Here is a 20,872-nt window from a genome sequence, read left to right as displayed (position 1 = left end):
AATCCGTGTCCGAGTGCCGCCGGAACACGGATTACTGCGGTATTCGGGAGGCAGATTACCGCGGTAATCCGGCCACCCACATGAGTGGGCAGGGTCAGGAGGAGCGGACGGCGATGTGGGCGTTGATCTCGCCCAGGGCCTCTTGGTAGGCCGGGTCCGGGTACATGGTGGCGGCGAGGCGGATCTGGGCGCGGGCCTCGGTGAGGCGGCCTTGGCGTTGCAGGGTGCGGCCCAGGACCAGGCGCGCGTAGTGGTCGGACGGATCGAACTCCAGCACGCGCAGGAAGGCGCGCTCGGCCCGGCGCAGCTGCGCCGTGAAGAAGTACGCCCGCCCCAGCAGCAGCAGCACGCTGGGCTTGTCCTGGGCGACGTCGACTACGGGTTCGAGGACTCGGAGGGCTTCCAGCGGGCGGCGTTGCGCGAGCAGTTCCTCCGCTCGCCGGAACGCTTCGACGGTGCCTTCTGTCGTCATGGCGCGAACAACGTTAATCCGCGATCGGCTGTTCCGAGACGTCCGACCGGATGGTCTTGTGGTGACGGAGAGGTGTCCGGCACCCGGCGCTGCGGTGTCGTGACCTCCGCGAAGACCAACGGCGGGCGAACAGCGGGTGTGGAGATCGAGCGGCGCAGATCACGGCATCGCGAGTCTGCGGCGAGCGCCGCACCGGCCCGGTTAGGCTCGTAGGCGGTTGTCGGGGCGGACAGCCGGTGCGCGGCGTGCGGGAACGTCGTGGCGGTTGCTCCGTCCTATGGATCCAAGCTGGTTAGGAGCACACGTGGCGATCATCGAACAGGTCGGCGCCCGCGAGATCCTCGATTCTCGCGGTAACCCCACCGTCGAGGTCGAAGTGGCATTGGAGGACGGCACGCTCAGTCGCGCGGCGGTCCCCTCGGGCGCCTCGACCGGCGAGCACGAGGCCGTCGAGTTGCGCGACGGTGACGCCGGCCGCTACGGCGGCAAGGGCGTGGAGAACGCCGTCTCGGCCGTGCTGGACGAGATCGGCCCCGAGCTGACCGGCCTGGACGCCACCGAGCAGCGCGTGGTCGACCAGAAGCTGGTGGACCTCGACGGCACCCCGGACAAGTCCCGGCTGGGCGCCAACGCGATCCTCGGCGTCTCGCTGGCGGTGGCCAAGGCCGCCGCGGAGGCATCCGAGCTGGAGCTGTTCCGCTACATCGGTGGCCCGAACGCGCACGTGCTGCCGGTGCCGATGATGAACATCCTCAACGGTGGTGCCCACGCCGACACCGGTGTGGACATCCAGGAGTTCATGATCGCGCCGATCGGCGCGGACACCTTCGCCGACGCGCTGCGGTGGGGCGCGGAGACCTACCACGCGCTGAAGTCGGTGCTGAAGTCCAAGGGCCTGCCGACCGGTCTGGGCGACGAGGGCGGTTTCGCCCCCGACCTGCCCAACAACCGCGAGGCGCTGGACCTGATCGCGACCGCGATCGAGAAGGCCGGCTACAAGCTGGGCCGCGACATCGTGCTCGCCCTGGACGTAGCCGCCACGGAGTTCTTCACCGAGGGCACCTACAACTTCGAGGGCACCAAGCGCACCGCCGACCAGATGGCGGAGTACTACCAGGAGCTCGTCTCCGCCTACCCGCTGGTGTCCATCGAGGACCCGCTGAGCGAGGACGACTGGGACGGCTGGGCCAAGCTGACCAAGCAGGTCGGCGACAAGGTGCAGCTGGTCGGCGACGACCTGTTCGTCACCAACCCGGAGCGCCTGGAGGACGGCATCAACAAGGGTGCCGCCAACGCGCTGCTGGTCAAGGTCAACCAGATCGGCACGCTCTCGGAGACCCTGGACGCGGTCAGCCTCGCCACCTCGTGCGGCTACAAGAGCATGATGAGCCACCGCTCCGGCGAGACCGAGGACACCACGATCGCCGACCTGGCGGTGGCCACGGGCTGCGGCCAGATCAAGACCGGAGCCCCGGCGCGGAGCGAGCGGGTTGCCAAGTACAACCAGCTGCTGCGCATCGAAGAGGGCCTCGGCGACGCCGCCCGCTACGCGGGTGACCTGGCGTTCCCGCGGTTCAACGCGGAGAGCTGAGCCTTGCCGGCCGGGCGCGCATCCGATCCGAGAGGGCGCGGCGAGCGGAACGTTCCGCCGTCGCGCAGGCAGGTGCGCGCCCGCCGGGACTCAGCCCAGCGCAAACCCACCGGCAAGCCGGGTGCCCCGAAGCGGCGTCCGGCGAGCAGGCCGAAGTCCAGCACCGGCGGCGCGTTCAAGCTGTCCTCGACGCGTCGCGCGGCGGTGCTGGCGCTGCTGGTGTGCGTGATGGCGCTGAGCGTGGCGGTGCCGCTGCGCACCTACCTCAGCCAGCGCGACGAGCTCGCCGCGCAGGAAACGCAGCGCGCCGAGCTGGAGATCCAGGTCCGCCAGCTCGAGCAGCGCAAGCAGGAGCTCTCCGACCCGGCACAGGTCGAGGCGGAGGCGCGGGCGCGGCTCGGCTACGTGCGGCCGGGCGAGACGCCCTACATCGTGGAGGTCCCGCAGGCCCCGGCGCCGCCGCCTCCGCTGGCACCCGGTGACGACGGGGTGCCGTGGTACGAGGAGATGTGGAACTCGGTGTTGGGGAAGGAATCGTGACGGTGGAAACGTCGCTGGTCAGCGAGGCGGACCGGGAGTGCGTCCGGCGTCAGCTCGGGCGGCCGCCCCGGGGGCTGCACGCGATCGCGGCGCGCGACGCCTCCGGTGAGCCGACGGTCGTGCAGACCTGGCCCCGGCTGGAGGACGGCACCCCGTTCCCGACGCTGTACTACCTGACGGCTCCCGATCTCACCGCGCACGCGTCCACCTTCGAGGCCGAGGGCTTGATGAAGGAGATGCAGGACCGGCTGGCGACCGACGCCGAGCTCGCCGAGGTCTACCAGCGGGCCCACGAGTCCTACCTCGCCGAGCGCAACGCCCTGGAGTCGCTGGGCACCGACGTGAGCGCGGGCGGCATGCCGGACCGCGTCAAGTGCCTGCACGTCCACATCGCCCACGCCCTGGCCAAGGGTCCGGGGGTGAACCCGTTCGGCGACGAGGCCATCGACCTCATCGCCGAGCGCTGGCCGGAGCACCGCTACCTGATCAACCGCTGAAACAGCCTCACCGACCTGGGGCGATGCGGTCGAAGAGGGCCTTGGGGTTCGCGATCGGTGTGGAGCCGAAGGTGCGGCCGGGCTCGCCCAGCCGAGTCGCGATGAAGGCGTCCGAGACCGACGCCGGGGCGAAGCGCTGCAGCAGCGACGCCTGCAGCGTCAGCGCCAGCGACTCCGCTAGGGCCCGCGCCCGCTCCGGGCGGGGATCGGCGAGCTCCTCGCGCACCCGGCGCACGGCGACGTCGTAGGTCGCGTTCTCGCCGCCGGCCGCGTCCAGCTCGGCGAGGATCGCGTCCCGGCTGCTCGGCTGCTTGCCCAGGGCGCGCAGCAGGTCGAGGGCGGTGACGTTGCCCGAGCCCTCCCAGATCGACATCAGCGGCGCCTCGCGGTAGAGGCGGGGCATGCCCGACTCCTCGACGTAGCCGTTGCCGCCCAGGCACTCCAGCGCCTCGGCCACCACGTACGGCGCGCGCTTGCAGACGAAGAACTTCGTCGCGGGCAGCGCCAGCCGCAGCAGGCCGTGCTCGCCCTGCTCGACGGCGGCGGCCAGCCGCATCGCCAGCGTCGTCGCGGCCTCGGACTCCAGCGCCAGGTCGGCGACGACCTGCTGCATCAGCGGCTGGTCGGCCAGCCGCGCGCCGAACGCGCTGCGCCGCTGCACGTGGTGAGCCGCCTCCGACAGCGCGATGCGGACGTTGGCCGAGGCGCCGAGCACGCAGTCGAGCCTGGTCATCGACACCATCTCGATGATGCAGCGAACCCCGCGCCCCTCCTCGCCGATGAGGTGCCCGATCGCGCCGGTGTACTCGATCTCGGAGGAGGCGTTGGACTTGTTGCCCAGCTTGTCCTTCAGCCGCTGCAGCCGGATCTCGTTGCGGGTGCCGTCGGGCAGCACGCGCGGCACCAGGAAGCAGCTCAGCCCGCCTGCGGTCTGCGCGAGCGTGAGGAACAGGTCGTTCATCGGGGCCGAGGTGAACCACTTGTGCCCGACCAGCCGATACGTGCCGTCGGCCAGCGGCTCGGCCGTGGTGGTGTTGGCGCGGACGTCGGAACCGCCCTGCTTCTCGGTCATCGACATGCCGGCCAGCAGCGCCGACTTCTCCTGCGGCGCGCGCAGCCCGAACTCGTAGCCGGTGGCGGTCAGCTTCGGCTCGTACTCGGCGGCCAGCTCGGGTGACCAGCGCAGCGCGGGCACCGAGGAGTAGGTCATCGAGATCGGGCAGCCGTGGCCCGCCTCGGTCTGCGACCACAGGTAGAACCCGGCGGCCCGGCGCAGGTGCGCGCCCGGTCCCTGGCCCCACGGCGCGGCGTGCAGGCCGTGCGCGATCGCCCGCTCCATCAGCCAGTGCCAGGACGGGTGGTACTCGACCTCGTCGACGCGGTTGCCGTAGCGGTCGTGGGTGCGCAGCTGAGGTGGGTTCTCGTCGGCGAGCCGGCCGTGCTCGCGGGCCTCGGCCGAACCGGCCTCCAGCGCGAGCGGGGTGAGGTCGCCGACGGCGTAGCGGGTCAGCGCCGACCCCAGCGCGGGATCGCAGGCGAGCGGGTCGAACCCGGACAGCGGGGAGGACTGGTTGGCGACCTGGTGAGTGCTGAACGCGCGCAGCTCGTCGATGAGCGTCATGCCCGGAGCGTAGGCACAAACCCCCGGGAGATGAATGCTTCCGCGGTCTTCCGCTCCCCGCCGCGAGCCCAGAGCCGCCACCCCGGGGGCGAAAACCGCAGGATTTGACGGGGCGAAAAACGCGGTCTTTGACACTGCGAGAACTGCGGTTCTCACCCCTGGGGCGGCGCAGGGGTGTTGCGGAGGTTCGGGTTCGGGTCTGGCGGCTCGGTCGGGTGAAGGTGGGGTTTCACCGCTCGGCGAGTCGTTTCGGGGTGGTGTATCCAGGGGGTCGGACTTCGGCGGACGGGCTCGGACTCGGTGTGGGGGTTTGACGGGTGGCGAACCGCAAGTACAAGCTCCGGCGGAACAGGCGGCCGGTGGCGCGGCACCGGGCGAGGAAGTGGCTGGCGGCAACGGCGATGGCTCCGGTGCTGGCGCTTCCGGCCGCGCTGGTCAGCGCCTCGGCGCTGCCTGCCGGAACGGGTCAGCACTCGCCGGACCTGCGGCAGCTGGGCGTGAGCGGACACCTCCCGCAGGTCCCGGTGATCAGCCCCCGGCTGCTCGACGAGGTCGCCGATCCCGCGCAGCTGTCCGCGGTGCCGCAAGCCGCTCCCAGGGTGGAGTTGCCGACCGGCGAGCTCGGCATTCCCGAGCCCGTGCTGGCCGCGTACATGCAGGCCGCTCGCTCGGTGGAGCAGACCCACGCGTGCGGGATGCACTGGTCGGTGCTGGCCTCGATCGGCCGCATCGAGTCCGGCCACGCCCGCAACGGCGACATCGACGTCAACGGCACGACGGCGCACGCGATCCTCGGCCCTCGGCTGTCCGGTGGTCCCGGCATCGCGGCGATCCCGGACACCGACGCCGGTCGCTTCGACGGCGACCCGGTGTGGGACCGGGCGGTCGGGCCGATGCAGTTCATCCCCGCCACCTGGCGGAAGTTCGAGACGGATGGGAACGAGGACGGCGTCGAGAGCCCGCACAACCTGCCCGACGCGGCCGCCGCGGCTGGCACCTACCTCTGCGACGGTGGCGGCGACCTCAACGATCCGCGCGCGCTGGGCGCTGCGGTGTTCCGCTACAACCACTCGGAGAGCTACGTCCGCACGGTGCTGATCTGGGCTGATGCCTACCGGCGCGGAGTCACGCCGACCCCGTCGGAGTTGGCCCCGGAGGCGGGCGACGTGCTGGCGTCCGAGCGCATGCCCGCTCGCCCGGACGCGCTGGCGATCCCGGAACCCGCGCCGCTGACGGTCCCGGAGTTCGACCCGGTCCCGCCGGTGGAGGACCCGCAGCCGCTGGCGCTCGAACCGGTGGCCCCGGCACCGGAAACCCCAGGCGACCAACCCGCGCCGACGTCCGCCGAGCCGACCCCGTCTCCTGCCGAGCCAGCTCCGATCCCTGCCGAACCGACTCCGGTGCCTGCCGAACCGACTCCGATGCCCGCCGAGCCGACTCCGCCCCCCGCCGAGCCAGCTCCGATGCCCGCCGAGCCGACTCCGGAACAACCACCGGTGGTGCCCGCTCCGCCGCAGCTGCCGGGGGAGGAGCCCACGACCAAACCCGCGCCGGACCCGCCGTCGGTCACCCCGGAGCCCCCGTCGGTCGCCCCCGAGCCGCCGTCGTCCGAGCCGGCCCCGCCGAGCTCGTCGACGACCCAGCCGCCGACCAGTTCCGAGCCGCTGCCCCAGCCGAGTTCCGAGCCCCAGCCGAGTTCCGAGCCCCAGCCGAGTTCCGAGCCGCTGCCGAGCGTCCCGGAGATCGCTCCCGTCCCGCCGTCCGGGACGTCGAGCTCCGCGGAGCCGGAGAAGTGCGACACGGCTGCGCTCGACCGCGGTGCGTTCGCCGCGGTCGAGTCGGAAGCGGCCGAGGGCTTGCAGCCGGGCGAGTCCGATCCGCACCTGGCCGTGCCCGGCATGGACGTCTTCACCAGCCCCGACGGCGTGGTGAAGCCCTGCACGGTCCCCGAGGAGTACACCCCCAAGCCGCAGTGACCGCCGGACCCCGGCACCGGGCCGCGTGCGTTCTCCGAAACGCGCGCGGCCCGGCGTTTTCCCGGGGCCGGCCAGCGCCCGATAGCGTTGGGGGAGCGGCCGGAGACGCCGGTGCGCAGCTGGTCGAGGAGGGTGCGATGGCACGGGTTGCGGCGATCGACTGCGGGACGAACTCGATTCGCCTGTTGATCGCGGACGTCACGGTGCACGAGGACGGGCGCAAGGACCTGCGCGACATCTACCGCACGATGCGCATCGTCCGGCTCGGCCAGGGCGTGGACGCCACCGGGCGGCTCGCGCCGGAGGCGATCGAGCGCACCCGCGAAGCGCTGGTCGACTACGCCGCGATGGCCGCGCGCAAGGGCGTCGAGCGGGTCCGGATGGTGGCGACCTCGGCGACCCGGGACGCGGAGAACCGCGAGGACTTCTTCTCGATGGTCCGCGAGACGCTGGGCGTGGACGCCGAGGTGATCACCGGTGACGAGGAGGCCCGGCTGTCGTTCGTCGGCGCCGTCGGCGACCTCGACCCGCTGGACGGCCCGTTCGTGGTCACCGACGTCGGCGGTGGTTCCACGGAGGTCGTGGTCGGCAACTGGGACGGCGCGAACGCCGACATCATCGCCGCCCACTCCGCCGACGTCGGCTGCGTCCGGCTGACCGAGCGGTGCCTGCGCGACGACCCGCCGACCGGCGAAGAGGTCCTCGAAGCCGAGAAGGTCGCACGTCAGATCCTCGACGAGGCGTTCGCCCGGGTCGACGTCAGCGGGGCCAAGACCTGGGTCGGAGTCGCCGGAACGGTCACGACGCTCTCCGCCATCGCGCAGGATTTGCCGGAATACGACCCCCAGGCGATTCACCTTTCCCATATTTCCCAGAACCGCGTCGAACAAATCGCCGAACGACTTCTTTCCATGTCCCATAAAGAGCGCGCGCAGATCGGTTCGATGCACCCGGGTCGCGTGGACGTGATCGGAGGTGGTGCGCTGGTGGTCAAGGTGCTGGCGGAGGAGTTTTCCGAGCGCAGCGGCATCTCGTCGATGACGGCCAGCGAGCACGACATCTTGGACGGCATTGCCCTGTCCATCAGCTAGTTCCCAGATCGTGGACATTTGGTTTCAATTGCAAAGAATGGGAAAGCCGAATCGATTCAGAAAGTGACGGCTTTGTGACACTGCATTGCCGCCGCCTGGTTCTCACTTATGTTTACGCACGTCTGACGCGACGGTGAAGAACCGTCGTGCGTGATGACCCCGGAAAACAAAACCTGGGGCGCGCGTGGAAGCGGGAGGACCTACATGCGAAAGGGACGTTTGGCCGCATTGGTCGCGGCCCCGCTGGCGGTGGCGATGCTCGCCACCGGCTGCGGTGGCGGCGGCAGCGGCTCGGGAGAGGACGGCATCGTCACCCTCGACTGGGGCGAGCCGGAGAACCCTCTTGTCCCGGCTAACACCACCGAGGAAAACGGTGGGTTCATCGTGAACTCCATGTTCACGGGTCTGGTGAACTACCGCGCTAGCGACCTCAAGGTCGAGAACGCGGTCGCCGAGTCGATCCAGACGACGGACAATCAGAACTTCACGATCAAGCTCAAGCCGGGCTGGACCTTCCACGACGGAACGCCGGTCAAGGCGAAGAACTTCGTCGACGCCTGGAACTACTCGGCCTACGGGCCCAACGGTTTCCAGGGCGCGAGCTTCTTCGAGCAGATCGACGGCTACGACCAGCTGCAGTCCGAGGACCCGGACGGCGAAGAGGGCCCGGCACAGGCCCCGACGCCGCCGGCCAAGGAGATGTCCGGTCTCAAGATCGTCGACGACACCACGTTCACGGTGAAGCTGAAGGCGCCGTTCACGATCTTCCCGGTCGTGCTGGGTTACTCCGCCTACATGCCGCTGCCCGACTCGTTCTTCGCCAACCCCAAGGGTTTCGAGGAGCACCCGATCGGCAACGGTCCGTTCAAGTTCCAGGACCGCCAGCCGAACGTCGAGCTGAACCTGACCGCCTACGACCAGTACGCCGGCACCGACAAGCCGACGATCAAGGGCGCCAAGTTCAAGGTCTACGACAACCTCGACACCGCCTACCAGGACCTGGTCTCGGGCAACCTGGACTTCCTGCGCGCCGTTCCGGTCTCCGCGCTGGTCGGCGACAAGTGGAAGCAGGACCTCGGCGAGCGCGCCAAGCAGAAGCCGGGTCTGCTCACCCAGGCGCTGGGCATCCCGACCTACGACGAGAAGTTCAAGAACCCGCTGGTCCGCAAGGCGATCTCGATGTCGATCGACCGCAAGACCATCACCCAGCAGGTGTTCTCGGGCGGTCGTGACCCGGCGGACGGCTTCGCCACCGCGGCGGCCGACGGTTACCGCCCCGGCCAGTGCGGCGAGGCCTGCGAGTTCAACCCGGAGAAGGCCAAGCAGTACCTGGCCCAGGCCGGCGGCTTCCAGGGCACCCTGACCCTGGAGACCAACGCCGACGGTGGGCACAACGAGTGGGTGCAGGCCGTGGCCGCGAGCATCCAGCAGAACCTGGGCATCCCGACCCAGTTCGTGCCGGTGCCGACCTTCGGCGAGTTCCGCCAGAAGGCCAACGCGTTCCAGTTCGACGGTCTGTTCCGGACCGGTTGGAAGGCCGACTACCCGAACATCGAGACGTTCCTGACGCAGCTGTACCGCACGGACGCGTCCTCGAACGACTACAAGTACTCCAACCCGGCGTTCGACGCCGCGCTGGACAAGGCGAACGGGGCTCCCACCGCGGAGGCCGCCACCGCCGCTTACGCCGACGCGGAGAAGCTGCTCGGCGAGGAGCTGCCGGCCATCCCGCTGTGGACCCAGCCGGTGCAGTACGGCTTCTCGGAGCGAGTCGCCGCAGGTGAGGTAAAGGCCTACCGAGAGCTCGATCTGAGCACGGTGCGCCTGAACCCGTAAAACCGAGTGCGCGCCCGGCCCATCGAAACCCGGTGGGCCGGGCCCTGCGCTGCTGTTGATGGAGGAGGCCCGGATGGGTCGCTACGTGTTGCGGCGACTGCTGCAACTGATCCCGGTTTTCATCGGGACGACTTTTATCATCTATCTGCTGGTGTGGGCGATTCCTGGCGACCCGTTCGCGGGCAAGTGCGGTGACCGCGGCTGCCCTCCCGCCTACATCGCGGAGATGCACGAGAAGTACAACCTGGACGATCCGCTGATCATCCAGTACTTCAAGTACCTGGGGAAGCTGCTGACGGGTGATTTCGGGGAGACCTACTCCGGGACCGCGATCTCCGCGCTGCTCGAACAGGCCTATCCGGTCACGGTCCGGCTCGCCATCGTCGCCCTGATCATCGAGGGCGTCATCGGTCTGCTCGCCGGTGTCCTGACCGGCCTGCGCGGGCGCGGTTTCCTGGACAACCTGGTGCTGGTGTCCACCCTGTTCCTGATCGCGCTGCCGGTGTTCGTCACCGGTTTCGTGCTGCAGATCGTGCTCGGCGCCGAGCTGGGCCTGATCAAGACAACGGTCTCCTCCGATCCCACGATCGGCGAACTCCTCGTTCCCGGGTTCGTCCTCGGGTCCTTGTCGATGGCCTACGTCTCCAGGCTGACGCGCACCAGCATGATGGAGAACAAGCACGCCGACTTCGTGCGCACCGCCGTCGCCAAGGGACTCGCGCCCCGCCGCGTCGTCGGCGTGCACATGTTGCGCAACTCCCTGATCCCGGTGGTCACGTTCCTGGGCACCGACCTGGGCGCGCTGATGGGTGGTGCGATCGTCACCGAAGGCGTGTTCAACATCCGCGGCATCGGCGGCCTCGTCTTCAAGGGCATCACCACCCAGGAAGGCACGACGGTGACCGGGATCGTCACAGTCCTGGTGCTCGTCTACCTGCTGATGAACCTGCTGGTGGACGTTCTCTACGCGGTGCTCGACCCGAGGATCCGATATGACTGACCCACGCCCCACCACCAACCTCGCCGCCGTCGCGGCGGCCGAGGGCCTCGAAGCGGACAACGAGGCCGAGAAGGTCAAGAACGAGAAGCCCCGCGGGCTGTGGAGCGACGCCTGGCGCGATCTGCGCAGGCGGCCGCTGTTCCTGATCGCCTCGGCGATCATCCTCGTGCTGCTGGTCATCGCCGCGTTCCCGCAGCTGTTCACGCACGCGGACCCGAACTTCCAGGACCTGACCAAGGCTCGCGACACACCGTCGGCGGAGGCCTGGTTCGGCTACGACAACCTCGGCCGCGACCTCTACGCCCGCACCATCATCGGCGCCCGCGCGTCGATCCTGGTCGGCTTGGCGGCGACGCTGCTGACGGTCCTGCTCGGCGGGTTGATCGGCATCGTCGCCGGCTACTTCGGCGGCATCGTGGACACCCTGATCTCGCGGTTCTCCGAGATCTTCATGGGGCTGCCGTTCGTGCTCGGCGCGATCGTCATCCTGACCACCTTCAACGCCGACATCAAGATCCCCAGCGGATCGCGGATCATCACCCAGGTCGTGGTGACGATCGCGGTGCTGTCCTGGCCGATCTCGATGCGCATCATGCGCTCGGCGGCGATCGCGGCCAAGCAGCAGGACTACGTCAAGGCCGCCCGCGCGCTGGGCGCGAGCCCGAGCCGCATCATCCTGCGGCACGTGCTGCCCAACACCCTGGCACCGGTCATGGTCTACGCGACCATCGCGCTCGGCGGGTTCATCGGCGCCGAGGCGACGCTGTCGTTCCTGGGCATCGGCCTGCGCGAGCCGGTCGTGTCCTGGGGCGTGATGATCGCCGAATCGCGCAACTACATCCAGGCCGCACCGCACCTGCTGTTCTTCCCGGCCGGCTTCCTGGTGCTCACGGTCCTGGCGTTCGTGATGCTCGGTGACGCCGTCCGCGACGCGCTCGACCCGAAGCAGAAGTAGGAGAAACCGCTGTGTCCGCAAACGAACACGAGACCTCGGCGGAACGTCTGCTGGAGGTCGAGGACCTGCACGTCGAGTTCCGCACCCGGGACGGCGTCGCGAAGGTCCTCAACGGCGTGAACTACCACGTCGACGCCGGCGAGACCCTCGCCGTGCTCGGCGAATCCGGTTCCGGCAAGAGCGTCACCGCGCAGACCGTGATGGGCATCCTGGACATCCCGCCGGGGGCGATCACCGGAGGTGCGATCCGCTACCGCGGGGAGGACCTGCTGACCGCCACCGACGAGCGCAGGCGGGAGCTGCGCGGCGACTCGATGGCGATGATCTTCCAGGACGCGCTGTCGGCGCTGAACCCGGTCTACACGGTCGGGTTCCAGATCGCCGAGCAGCTGCGGATGCGTCGCGGCATGTCCCGCAAGGACGCCATGGGCAAGGCCGTGGAGCTGCTGGACCAGGTCAAGATCCCGAACGCCAAGCAGCGCGTGAAGGAGTTCCCGCACCAGTTCTCCGGCGGCATGCGGCAGCGCGCGATGATCGCGATGTCGCTGGCGCTGGACCCGGACCTGCTCATCGCCGACGAGCCGACCACGGCGTTGGACGTCACCGTGCAGGCCCAAATCATGGACCTGCTCGACGAGCTGCGCCGGGAACGCGGGATGGGCCTGATCCTGATCACCCACGACCTGGGCGTGGTCGCCGAGGTCGCGGACCGGATCGTGGTGATGTACGCGGGCCGCATCGTCGAGGCCGCCGACGCGTACTCGCTGTACAAGGCCCCCGGCCACCCCTACACCGACGGCCTGATGCGGTCGATCCCGCGGTTGGACCTCAAGGGCCAGGAGCTGGAGACGATCAAGGGGCTGCCGCCGAACCTGATGGCGGTGCCGCCGGGATGCCCGTTCCACCCGCGCTGCGCGCGGGCCGAGGACAAGTGCCGCACGGAGGTGCCGACCGACCACAACCTCGGGTTGGGCCGGGTCAGCGCCTGCCACTTCGCGGAGGAGATGATGAGCCGTGGCTGAGCCGATCCTCCAGGTGCAGAACCTGGTCAAGCACTTCCCGGTGCGCGCGGGCTTCCCGCGGCGCACCGTCGGGCACGTGCGGGCGGTCGACGGCGTGTCCTTCGACCTGCAGAAGGGCGAAACCCTCGGCGTCGTGGGTGAGTCCGGTTGCGGCAAGTCGACGTTGGCGCAGGTGCTGATGAGGTTGGAGAACCCCACCAGCGGCACTGCGACGTTCGAGGGCCGCGACATCTTCAAGATGCGCGGCGCGGAACTGCGCAAGCTGCGCCGGGACATGCAGATCGTGCTGCAGGACCCGTACACGTCGCTGAACCCGCGGCGCACCGTCGGCGACATCGTCGGCGAGCCCTTCGAGATCCACCCCGAGGTGGCCCCGAAGGGCGAGCGGCGCCGCAAGGTGCAGGAGCTGCTGGACGTCGTCGGTCTCAACCCCGAGCACATCCACCGCTACCCGCACCAGTTCTCCGGCGGTCAGCGGCAGCGCATCGGCATCGCCCGCGCGCTGGCGCTCAAGCCGAAGGTGATCGTCTGCGACGAGCCGGTGTCCGCGCTGGACGTGTCGATCCAGGCGCAGGTGATGAACCTGCTGGGCGACCTGCAGGACGAGTTCGGGCTGTCGTACGTGTTCATCGCCCACGACCTGGGCGTGGTCCGGCACCTGTCGGACCGGGTCGCGGTGATGTACCTCGGCAAGATCGCCGAGATCGGCACCGAGGACGACATCTACGAGCACCCGCAGCACCCGTACACCCAGGCGCTGCTGTCGGCGGTCCCGGTCCCGGACCCGACCCTGCGCGGCAAGCGCGAGGTCATCCGGCTCACCGGCGACGTCCCCAGCCCGGCCAACCCGCCGTCGGGCTGCCGCTTCCGCACCCGATGCTGGAAGGCCCAGGACATCTGCGCCGAGAAGACCCCGGAGCTCGAGGTCCGCCTCGGCACCCACCCCTCGGCGTGCCACTTCGCCGAGGAACACCCCCACGTCATCGCCTGACGACGTGCACCGGGCGCCCTCGCGGGAACTCCTGCGAGGGCGCCCGTTCTTTCGCCCTCTCCGCCGACGTCAGCGCTGGTCGGCGCCTTCGGGGTGGCTGAGGAGGAAGACCTTGGGCGCGACTCGTTGCATGTCGCCACCTCGGGCGACGACCAGGCCCGCCGCGAAGTCGACGAGCTGGGTCGCCTCGGACCCCGGGACGTCGGTGAGGTCCATCAGGACGGCGTTGCCCTGGCGGTAGTAGTCGCCCACGTAGTAGACGTCCTGGTAGTTCTGCGGATGCAGCGTCTTGACCACGTGCTCAGTGTCGCCCACCGCCGTCCGGTGTCAATCGCAAGCGACCGCCGTGGCGCACCGAATTTTCGAGAACCGCCCGGCCCCGACGACGAGGGTTCGAATTTCGCGCGAAGTTCGACCGCTGCGTTCGGGATTCGAATTTCGCGCGAAATTCGAATCCCGGAGCCGGGCGCGCTCCTGAGCTGGGGAGACGCGCCCGGCCGCGGTGGACGGGTCAGGAGCCGGCGATGAAGGTCGCCAGGTCTTCCGACTGCTGGATCCGGGACGGCTCGTGGACGTACATCATGTGGCCCGCCGGGTAGTAGCGGACGTCGATGTTCTCCCGCAGCTCCTCCGGCACGGGAAGCCGCGCCAGGACGTGCTCGGCGGCGAAGTACGGCGTGGCGCCGTCGGTGTAGCCGCAGCCCACGTGCACCCGCAGGTGCGGGTTGGCCTGCATCGCGGCCCCGAGGCGGTCCACGACCGACACCGCCGCGCCTTCGAACTCCTTGTACGACCAGGGCTGCACCCGGCCGGTCAGGGTCTCGTAGGGCAGGTCGCTGCGGTAGTCGAGCTCCTCGCGCAGGTAGTGGTTGATCGCCGCCGAGTAGGCACCCCGGATTCCGGAGATGCTCGGGTCGTCGGTGAAGCGCTCCACCGCGGCGTCCGGTTCCCAGCCGGTGAACCGCCCGTCCATCCGGCCGACGGTCTTGCGCTGGTCGCGCAGCAGCTCGGTGAAGAACCGGATGTGCTCGATGCGCAGGTTGACCCGGTCCACGTAGTCCTCGGACAGCCCGGACAGCTCGGCGACCTTGCGCACCACGTCGGCCCGCTCCTCGGGCGTGAGCCGCGCGCCCCGCGCCAGCGCCCACGGGTAGTCCTCGGCGGCGAACTTCTCGGCCTCGTCGAGGACTTCGCGCAGCGGGCGGTCGCCGTGCTTGCCGTGGTGGTGGGCGATGGCGGCGTAGGTCGGCAGGTACAGCGAGTACGGCAGGTCGTTGCCCTCGGTGAACCGGATCGTGCCCATGTCCAGCACCGACGAGATCAGCAGCAGCCCGTTCGGGTACAGCCCGTGCCGGGACTGAAGGTGGTCGGCCACGGCCGCCGCGCGCAGCGTCCCGTAGGACTCGCCGGCGAGGTACTTCGGCGACATCCACCGGCTGTTGCGCGTCGTCCACAGCCGGATGACCTCGGCGATCGACTCGATGTCGCCTTGGAAACCGTGGAAGTCACCGGGTTTTCCGCCTTCGACGGCCCGCGAGTAGCCGGTGGAGACGGGGTCGATGAACACCAGGTCGCTGTGCTTGAGCAGCGTCTCGGGGTTGTCGGCGAGCCCGTAGGGCGGCGGCGCGAGGTCGCCGGCGTCACCGGAGATCACCCGGCGCGGCCCCAGCACGCCGAGGTGCAGCCACACGCTCGCCGATCCCGGCCCGCCGTTGAACGCGAAGGTCACCGGCCGGTTGCTGTCCGGCGCCGCGTCGACGACGTAGGAGGTCAGGAACACCTCGGCCTTGGCCTTGTGGCCGTCGAACTTGCCGTCGGCGTAGACCTCGTCGCGCAGCACGACGCGGCCCGTGGTCGCGGTGTAGGACAGCTCGGTGCCGTCCGCGGTGATCGCGTGGTGCGTGCTGACCAGATCGTCCACCGGCTCGGCCGGGGTGGTTTCCTGCTGCGTCGCCTCGTCGGCCTTCTCCTCTGCCATGCCGCCCACATTACGTGCCGCCGGAGGCGTTTTCTGTCAGTTTTGCGGTGTGGACACCACCTCGGAGTTGATCAAAGACCCGTCCGGAGAACCCGCCGACGCGGCCCCGGGAGCAGGCGGTTTGGCCGAACTGGACGAACTGGTCGCTCGCTGCACGGCCTGCCCCCGGCTGGTCGAGTGGCGCGAGGAGGTCGCCCGCGTCAAGCGCGCCGCGTTCCGCGACGAGGACTACTGGGGCCGGCCGGTCCCCGGCTACGGCCCGCCCGACGCGGAGATCGCGATCGTCGGCCTCGCCCCGGCCGCCCACGGCGGCAACCGCACCGGCCGCATCTTCACCGGGGACCGCTCCGGCGACGTGCTCTTCCAGGCCCTCTACGACGTCGGCCTGGCCTCCCAACCGGAATCGGTCTCGCTGCACGACGGCCTGAGGTTGCACGGCACCCGCATCACGGCCCCGGTCCACTGCGCCCCGCCCGCGAACAAGCCGACCCCGGCCGAACGCGACACCTGCAGGCCCTGGCTGGTCAGAGAACTCGACCTGCTCCGCCCGACGCTCCGCGTCGTGGTGGTCCTGGGAGCCTTCGGCTGGCAAGCCCTGCTGCCGGTCCTCGCCGACACCGCCTGGCAGGTCCCCCGGCCCAGGCCCAAGTTCGGCCACCTCGCGCACGCCGAACTCCCCGCCACCGACGGAGCCGCACCGCTCCACCTCCTCGGCTGCTACCACGTCAGCCAGCAGAACACCTTCACCGGCAGGCTCACCCCGGAGATGCTCCGCGAGGTCTTCCACCACGCGAAGCAGCTGGCGGCCTGAGGAGTCCGGATCGACCAGCGATGGCGCCTCGGGTTCGGCTGCGGAGCGCTCGGAAAACCCCGGACGCCATTGCGGAACGCCGTGTTCTGGTCGGTTCCGCGTGGGATTCTCGGTTCGTGAGTGGTTTGCCTCCTGGCCAGCGGGCCGCCGAGCTGGAGCGGTTCGGGTTGCCCGAGTTCGCGCGTCGGTTCGGTGCGGTGCCCGAGCGCCCGGTGCTGACCGTGCAGGGCGCCGTGCGGTACCCGGCGCAGTTCGACCTGGCGGAGCTCGTGGACGGTCTCCAGGTGCACGAGCAGCTCAGCGACCTGCACTGCGTGACGACCTGGAGCGCCCTCGACCTGCGCTGGTCGGGCGTGCGATTCAGCGACCTCGCCGCGCGGATCGCCGAGGCGGTGAGTCCGCACCCGCGCGCGAAGTGGCTGGTGGCCACGGGCCTCGACGGCTTCCGGGCCTGCCTGTCCCTCGACGACGCGCTCGCGGACGGAGTCCTCGCGGCCACGCGGTTGAACGGGGATCCGCTCCCGCCCGCGCACGGTGCCCCGGTGCGCCTGGTCTCCGCAGATCAGTACGGCTACAAGAGCGTGAAGCAGCTCGTCGCGCTGGAGTACCGGTTCACCTACGAACGCGGCTCCGCCGGTTTCAAGGAACACCCGCGAGGGCGCGTGGCGCGCGAGGAGCGCAGCCGCTTCCTGCCCGGCCCCGTCTGGCGCCGCATCTGGGCAGCAGCGCTCCCCATCGCCCGTCGGCCGTACCGACGAAAAGCTGGGCACGATTGAGGTGCTCGCGTAGGAGGTCGAGGACTGTGTCGACGGAGGTGCGGGCGTCTGCGCTGACGTTGGTCGGGTTGGTCGTGTTCGGGGTGCTGCTGTTCGGTCCCGCGGGGACGTTCGGGTACTGGCAGGGGTGGGTGTTCCTCGCCGTCGTGATCCTTTCGGCGGCGCTGCCCAGCGTCTACGTGTTCCGCGCGCAGCCAGCGACCCTGGAGCGCCGGATGCAGGTGGGGCAGGAGAACCGCGCGGCGCAGCGGGTCGCCGTCGTGCTGCTGCTGGCGTCGTTCGCGGGAGCGATGGTGCTCGGCGGGTTCGACCACCGCTTCGGCTGGTCATCGGTGCCTGTCGCGGTGGTGCTGCTCGGGGACGTCCTGGTGGCCGTCGGCATGGTGCTGTCGATCGTCGTGGTCGCGCAGAACGAGTACGCGGCCGCCAACGTCACCGTGGAGGGAAGGCAGGAGGTCGTCTCCACCGGGCTCTACGCGATCGTCCGGCATCCGATGTACGCGGTCTCGCTCCTCGCGACCGTCGGGATGCCGCTGGCGCTCGGCTCGTGGTGGGCGATGTGGTTCGTCGTCCCCGCCGCGAGCGCGCTGGTGATCCGCATCCGCGACGAGGAACGACTGCTGCTGCAGGAACTGGCCGGCTACCGCGACTACGTGCACGAGGTCAGGTCCAGGCTGATTCCCTTCGTCTGGTGACCTGCGCGGGTCAGTCCAGCGAGTACCTCAGGGTCAGCTCGTAGCCGTCGTCGCTGTGGCCCGCGATGGCCACTTCCGCTTCGCCGCGGAGGGTTTCGAGGCCGCCGGTGCCCATGCCGGGCACCACCTGGACGTGCGCCGACACCGACGCCTTGTCCTGGCTGCCGACGTGCTGGAAGACGCAGGTGCCTTCGTGACCTGCGATGGAACCTTCGAAGCGTTCGAAGCACAGCACCGGCGCAGCATCGGCCTTGTAGGCGATGAGATACGTCAGGGTGCTCGTCCCCTCGATCTCGCCGGTGTAGGTGTACTGGACCTCGGCTCGCGTGAGGCCGCGGTTCGGGTAGTAGGCGTCGCCCGCGGTGGTGCCTTCGCCGTCGATGTCGGCGACGAGGTGTTCCGACCAGGCGCTGACGGTGAAGCGACCTGCTGCTCCGTGCTCGTGACTCATGCTGGCGAAGCTAGGTCGCCGCCGCTTCGCCGGTCTTGAACAAACGCGACGGGCTTACGCTGAGCCCATGTCGAAAGCCGGGCGCCCCGAGGCGATCGTGCGCCCGAAGGCGGGGGAGCGGGCGTTCGAGGTGGAACGCCTCGCGCCTGATCCGGCGCTGGCCGAGTTCGTCGACTATTACTGGCTCGTCCGCTGGAACGTCGTCGGCGAGCACCGGCAGCAGGTCGTGCCGCAGCCGCGCGTCCACGTCGCCGCCGAGCACGGCAGGCTCCTCGTCCACGGCATCTCGCGCGAACCGTTCTTCCGGACGCTGCGCGGGTCGGGCCACGTGCTCGGCGCCGCGTTCCACCCCGGCGGTTTCCGCGCACTGCTGCGCGGCAGCGTCGGCTGTCTCTCGGGAACGGTCCGACCGGCCGGAGACGTCCTCGGCCACGACGACCGCCCGGCGGCCGAGCAGATCCTCGCGACCAGCGAAACCGCCCGCATCGTCCCGGTCTTCGACGCCTACCTGCTCGCTTGCGAACCCGAACCGGACCCCACCGGCCGCCAGGTGACCGAGCTGGTCGAGGAGGTCCAGCGGAGATCCGACATCGTGCGCGCCGAGCAGCTCGCCCAGCACGCCGGGCTCAGCTTGCGCAGCCTGCAGCGTCTCTTCGCCGACCACGTCGGTGTCGGCCCGAAGTGGGTCGTCCAGCGCTGCCGCATCCTCGACGCCACCGCGGCCGCCCACTCCGGCGAACCGGTCGACTGGTCCGAGCTGGCCGCGCAACTCGGCTTCAGCGACCAAGCGCACCTGACCCGCGCGTTCACCCAGGTCGTCGGCACCTCCCCGGCCACCTACCGCCGCGACCCGGACACCACCGGCTGAGGCGTTGAGGCCGGAAAACGGGTTGAACCGGTGTGCTGCAATCGGTCACCGTGACACCGTTGGACCCTCCGGCCTCGGACGACGCGGAGCTGCTCGTCAGCATGGAGAGCAACCTCGCCGAGCACGCGGCTCACGCGCACCGATCCATGCCAGGCGCGGCCGTGGTCGACGGTGCGGACGTGCTGATCGCCGACAGCGGTCTCGCTGACGACACCTTCAACATCGTCGCCGCTGCCCGCTTCACCAGCAACAACGCCACCGGGCGGATCGGCGAGACCGTGCGGTTCCTCGCGGCGACCGGCAGACCGTTCTCCTGGTGGGTGGGTCCCGCTTCAGAACCGGGGGACCTCGGCGAGCGGCTGTCGGCCGCGGGTGTGGTGGCAGCCGAACGGGAAACGGCGATGTGGGCGGAGCTGCACGACGACCACCCGGTGCAGGAGGTGGGCGAACTCGACATCCAGCTGGTGACCACTCGGGGGCAGCTCGCCGACTACGCCGCCGTCCTCGCCGCGAACTGGATGCCTCCCGCGGACGCGGTTCGCCGGTTCTTCGCCCAGGCCGCGCCGCAGGTGCTGGCCGCGGACTGCCCGGCGCGCTACCTGGTGGGCTACGTGCGAGGACGCCCGGTCTGCTCGGCCGAGGTCTTCCTCCACGCGGGCGTCGCGGGGATCTACAACATCTGCACGCGGTCAGCTCACCGCCGTCGCGGGTACGGCGGAGCGATCACGCTCGCGACGCTGCGCGAGGCCCGTGCGCGAGGCCATCGCGTCGCCGTTCTGCAGGCGTCGTCGGAGGGCGAACCGGTGTACCGCCGACTGGGTTTCCACGTCTGCGGCCACTTCACCGAACACGCCTTCCGCCCATGAGGCCTCGCAGTTCGTGAGGCGTGAGAACGGCGTGCGGTGTCGGTGCCGGGTGGGATTCTGGCGTGGTGACCGGATCTGATGCGAAAGCTGCCCTGCAGCAGTACGTGCGCGAGGGCCGGGAGGCCGTGCTGTGGAAGGTCGAGGGGCTTTCCGAGTACGACCTGCGGCGGCCGATGACGCCGACCGGGACCAACGCGCTGGGCGTGGTCAAGCACCTGGCGACGATGGAGCTCGGGTACTTCGGGGACGTCTTCGGCCGGCCCTCGGGGATCCCGACGCCGTGGATGCGGCCGGACGCCGAGTTCAACGCGGACCTGTGGGCCACCGCCGACGAGTCGAGCGAGTGGGTGCTCGACCTCTACCGCCGCGCGTGCGCCCACGCGGACTCCACGATCGACGCCCTCGAACTCGACTCGCTCGGGTCGGTGCCGTGGTGGCCAACCGGCGGTATCACGCTGCACCGGATCCTGGTGCACATGATCCAGGAGACCGGCAGGCACGCCGGCCACCTCGACATCGTCCGTGAGCTCATCGACGGGGCCGTCGGGCGCGGGCCGCGCAACGACAACATGACCACCGACGACCAGGCCCGGTGGCGGGAGCACCGCGAGTCCCTCGAGCGGATCGCCCGGGAAGCCGGCCGGTAGACTTGATCAACAGCAAGGATTTCTGGGTTGTTGCCGTTCTTTGACAAGTCCGCGCTGGTCGCGGTCAACTTGATCAAGAAATGGTGCGGGCTTGGCCCTTCCCGCCGAAGATTCGGTAGGGTAGGCCCAATCAGACCCCCTGACACCAGAGGCGACGTCTGGTCGACGTCGCCCTCAGCGCTTTTTCG

The 20,872-nt window shown here is 69.8% G+C and carries 21 protein-coding genes; 16 read left to right on the top strand and 5 right to left on the bottom strand.

The features are described 5' to 3' along the window. Positions 1–94 precede the first annotated feature (94 nt). On the bottom strand, positions 95–472 hold the full coding sequence (locus tag R4I43_RS01760) for a tetratricopeptide repeat protein (protein WP_324263690.1): 378 nt from the start codon (positions 470–472) through the stop codon (positions 95–97). 304 nt (positions 473–776) lie between these two features. Here R4I43_RS01760 and eno point away from each other — a divergent pair, with 304 nt between their 5' ends. From eno to R4I43_RS01745, 3 genes are read left to right on the top strand one after another with little or no spacing between them, the layout of a single operon-like run. Continuing rightward, positions 777–2,063: a phosphopyruvate hydratase gene (eno, locus tag R4I43_RS01755; protein ID WP_324263689.1), complete on the top strand. Its 1,287-nt coding sequence runs from the start codon at positions 777–779 to the stop codon at positions 2,061–2,063. A gap of 3 nt (positions 2,064–2,066) precedes the next feature. Beyond that, entirely contained in the window at positions 2,067–2,603 is a 537-nt protein-coding gene (locus R4I43_RS01750; protein ID WP_324263688.1) for an FtsB family cell division protein, read from the top strand. Beyond that, on the top strand, positions 2,597–3,100 hold the full coding sequence (locus R4I43_RS01745) for a DUF501 domain-containing protein (RefSeq protein WP_407691181.1): 504 nt from the start codon (positions 2,597–2,599) through the stop codon (positions 3,098–3,100). The genes R4I43_RS01750 and R4I43_RS01745 overlap by 7 nt, the downstream gene beginning before the upstream one ends. Positions 3,101–3,107: 7 nt before the next feature. Here the strand turns inward: R4I43_RS01745 and R4I43_RS01740 are convergent, their stop codons facing one another. Beyond that, complete coding sequence (locus R4I43_RS01740; protein WP_324263686.1) at positions 3,108–4,721, bottom strand: acyl-CoA dehydrogenase family protein; 1,614 nt, start codon at positions 4,719–4,721, stop codon at positions 3,108–3,110. Between the two features lie 317 nt (positions 4,722–5,038). Here R4I43_RS01740 and R4I43_RS01735 point away from each other — a divergent pair, with 317 nt between their 5' ends. The 7 genes from R4I43_RS01735 (at position 5,039) to R4I43_RS01705 (ending at position 13,592) form a co-directional block, all read left to right on the top strand. Further along, positions 5,039–6,697 carry a lytic transglycosylase domain-containing protein gene (locus tag R4I43_RS01735; protein ID WP_324263685.1) on the top strand — a complete coding sequence of 553 codons (1,659 nt, stop codon included), beginning with the start codon at positions 5,039–5,041 and terminating at the stop codon, positions 6,695–6,697. A gap of 137 nt (positions 6,698–6,834) precedes the next feature. After that, positions 6,835–7,788: a Ppx/GppA phosphatase family protein gene (locus tag R4I43_RS01730; RefSeq protein ID WP_324263684.1), complete on the top strand. Its 954-nt coding sequence runs from the start codon at positions 6,835–6,837 to the stop codon at positions 7,786–7,788. Positions 7,789–7,992: 204 nt separating this feature from the next. Then, entirely contained in the window at positions 7,993–9,624 is a 1,632-nt protein-coding gene (locus tag R4I43_RS01725) for a peptide ABC transporter substrate-binding protein (protein ID WP_324263683.1), read from the top strand. Between the two features lie 73 nt (positions 9,625–9,697). Then, positions 9,698–10,624 (top strand): ABC transporter permease, encoded by a 927-nt coding sequence (locus R4I43_RS01720; protein WP_324263682.1) that lies wholly within the window; start codon positions 9,698–9,700, stop codon positions 10,622–10,624. Then, positions 10,617–11,579, top strand: a complete 963-nt coding sequence (locus R4I43_RS01715; protein WP_324263681.1) for an ABC transporter permease — start codon at positions 10,617–10,619, stop codon at positions 11,577–11,579. The genes R4I43_RS01720 and R4I43_RS01715 overlap by 8 nt, the downstream gene beginning before the upstream one ends. An 11-nt stretch (positions 11,580–11,590) precedes the next feature. Next, complete coding sequence (locus R4I43_RS01710; protein WP_324263680.1) at positions 11,591–12,601, top strand: ABC transporter ATP-binding protein; 1,011 nt, start codon at positions 11,591–11,593, stop codon at positions 12,599–12,601. After that, positions 12,594–13,592, top strand: coding sequence for an ABC transporter ATP-binding protein (locus R4I43_RS01705; protein WP_324263679.1), 999 nt, complete (start codon positions 12,594–12,596; stop codon positions 13,590–13,592). Before R4I43_RS01710 ends, R4I43_RS01705 begins: the two co-directional genes overlap by 8 nt. A 69-nt stretch (positions 13,593–13,661) precedes the next feature. Here R4I43_RS01705 and R4I43_RS01700 read toward each other — a convergent pair whose 3' ends face one another. Together R4I43_RS01700 and R4I43_RS01695 are read right to left on the bottom strand one after the other, a co-directional pair. Continuing rightward, positions 13,662–13,907: a cell division protein SepF gene (locus R4I43_RS01700; protein WP_324263678.1), complete on the bottom strand. Its 246-nt coding sequence runs from the start codon at positions 13,905–13,907 to the stop codon at positions 13,662–13,664. A gap of 196 nt (positions 13,908–14,103) precedes the next feature. After that, on the bottom strand, positions 14,104–15,570 hold the full coding sequence (locus R4I43_RS01695) for a S10 family peptidase (RefSeq protein WP_324263677.1): 1,467 nt from the start codon (positions 15,568–15,570) through the stop codon (positions 14,104–14,106). A 70-nt stretch (positions 15,571–15,640) separates the two neighbouring features. Between R4I43_RS01695 and R4I43_RS01690 the strand changes: the two genes are divergently transcribed. From R4I43_RS01690 to R4I43_RS01680, 3 genes are all read left to right on the top strand, one after another. Then, positions 15,641–16,381, top strand: coding sequence for a uracil-DNA glycosylase (locus R4I43_RS01690; protein WP_324263859.1), 741 nt, complete (start codon positions 15,641–15,643; stop codon positions 16,379–16,381). 116 nt (positions 16,382–16,497) lie between these two features. Further along, on the top strand, positions 16,498–17,157 hold the full coding sequence (locus R4I43_RS01685; RefSeq protein ID WP_324263676.1) for a molybdopterin-dependent oxidoreductase: 660 nt from the start codon (positions 16,498–16,500) through the stop codon (positions 17,155–17,157). Between the two features lie 26 nt (positions 17,158–17,183). Next, positions 17,184–17,852, top strand: coding sequence for a methyltransferase family protein (locus tag R4I43_RS01680; protein ID WP_324263675.1), 669 nt, complete (start codon positions 17,184–17,186; stop codon positions 17,850–17,852). A gap of 10 nt (positions 17,853–17,862) precedes the next feature. Here R4I43_RS01680 and R4I43_RS01675 read toward each other — a convergent pair whose 3' ends face one another. Next, positions 17,863–18,303: a DUF3224 domain-containing protein gene (locus R4I43_RS01675; RefSeq protein ID WP_324263674.1), complete on the bottom strand. Its 441-nt coding sequence runs from the start codon at positions 18,301–18,303 to the stop codon at positions 17,863–17,865. A gap of 67 nt (positions 18,304–18,370) precedes the next feature. Here R4I43_RS01675 and R4I43_RS01670 point away from each other — a divergent pair, with 67 nt between their 5' ends. The 3 genes from R4I43_RS01670 (at position 18,371) to R4I43_RS01660 (ending at position 20,684) form a co-directional block, all read left to right on the top strand. Beyond that, positions 18,371–19,171, top strand: a complete 801-nt coding sequence (locus R4I43_RS01670; protein ID WP_324263673.1) for a helix-turn-helix domain-containing protein — start codon at positions 18,371–18,373, stop codon at positions 19,169–19,171. Positions 19,172–19,221: 50 nt separating this feature from the next. Further along, a complete protein-coding gene (locus tag R4I43_RS01665; RefSeq protein ID WP_324263672.1) occupies positions 19,222–20,037 on the top strand; it encodes a GNAT family N-acetyltransferase in 816 nt (271 codons plus the stop codon). A 65-nt stretch (positions 20,038–20,102) separates the two neighbouring features. Continuing rightward, positions 20,103–20,684, top strand: coding sequence for a DinB family protein (locus R4I43_RS01660; RefSeq protein WP_324263671.1), 582 nt, complete (start codon positions 20,103–20,105; stop codon positions 20,682–20,684). Positions 20,685–20,872: the final 188 nt, after the last annotated feature.

The organism is Saccharopolyspora mangrovi (assembly GCF_035320975.1).
Taxonomy (GTDB): domain Bacteria; phylum Actinomycetota; class Actinomycetes; order Mycobacteriales; family Pseudonocardiaceae; genus Saccharopolyspora; species Saccharopolyspora mangrovi.
This window is presented reverse-complemented; position numbering and strand designations above follow the sequence as displayed.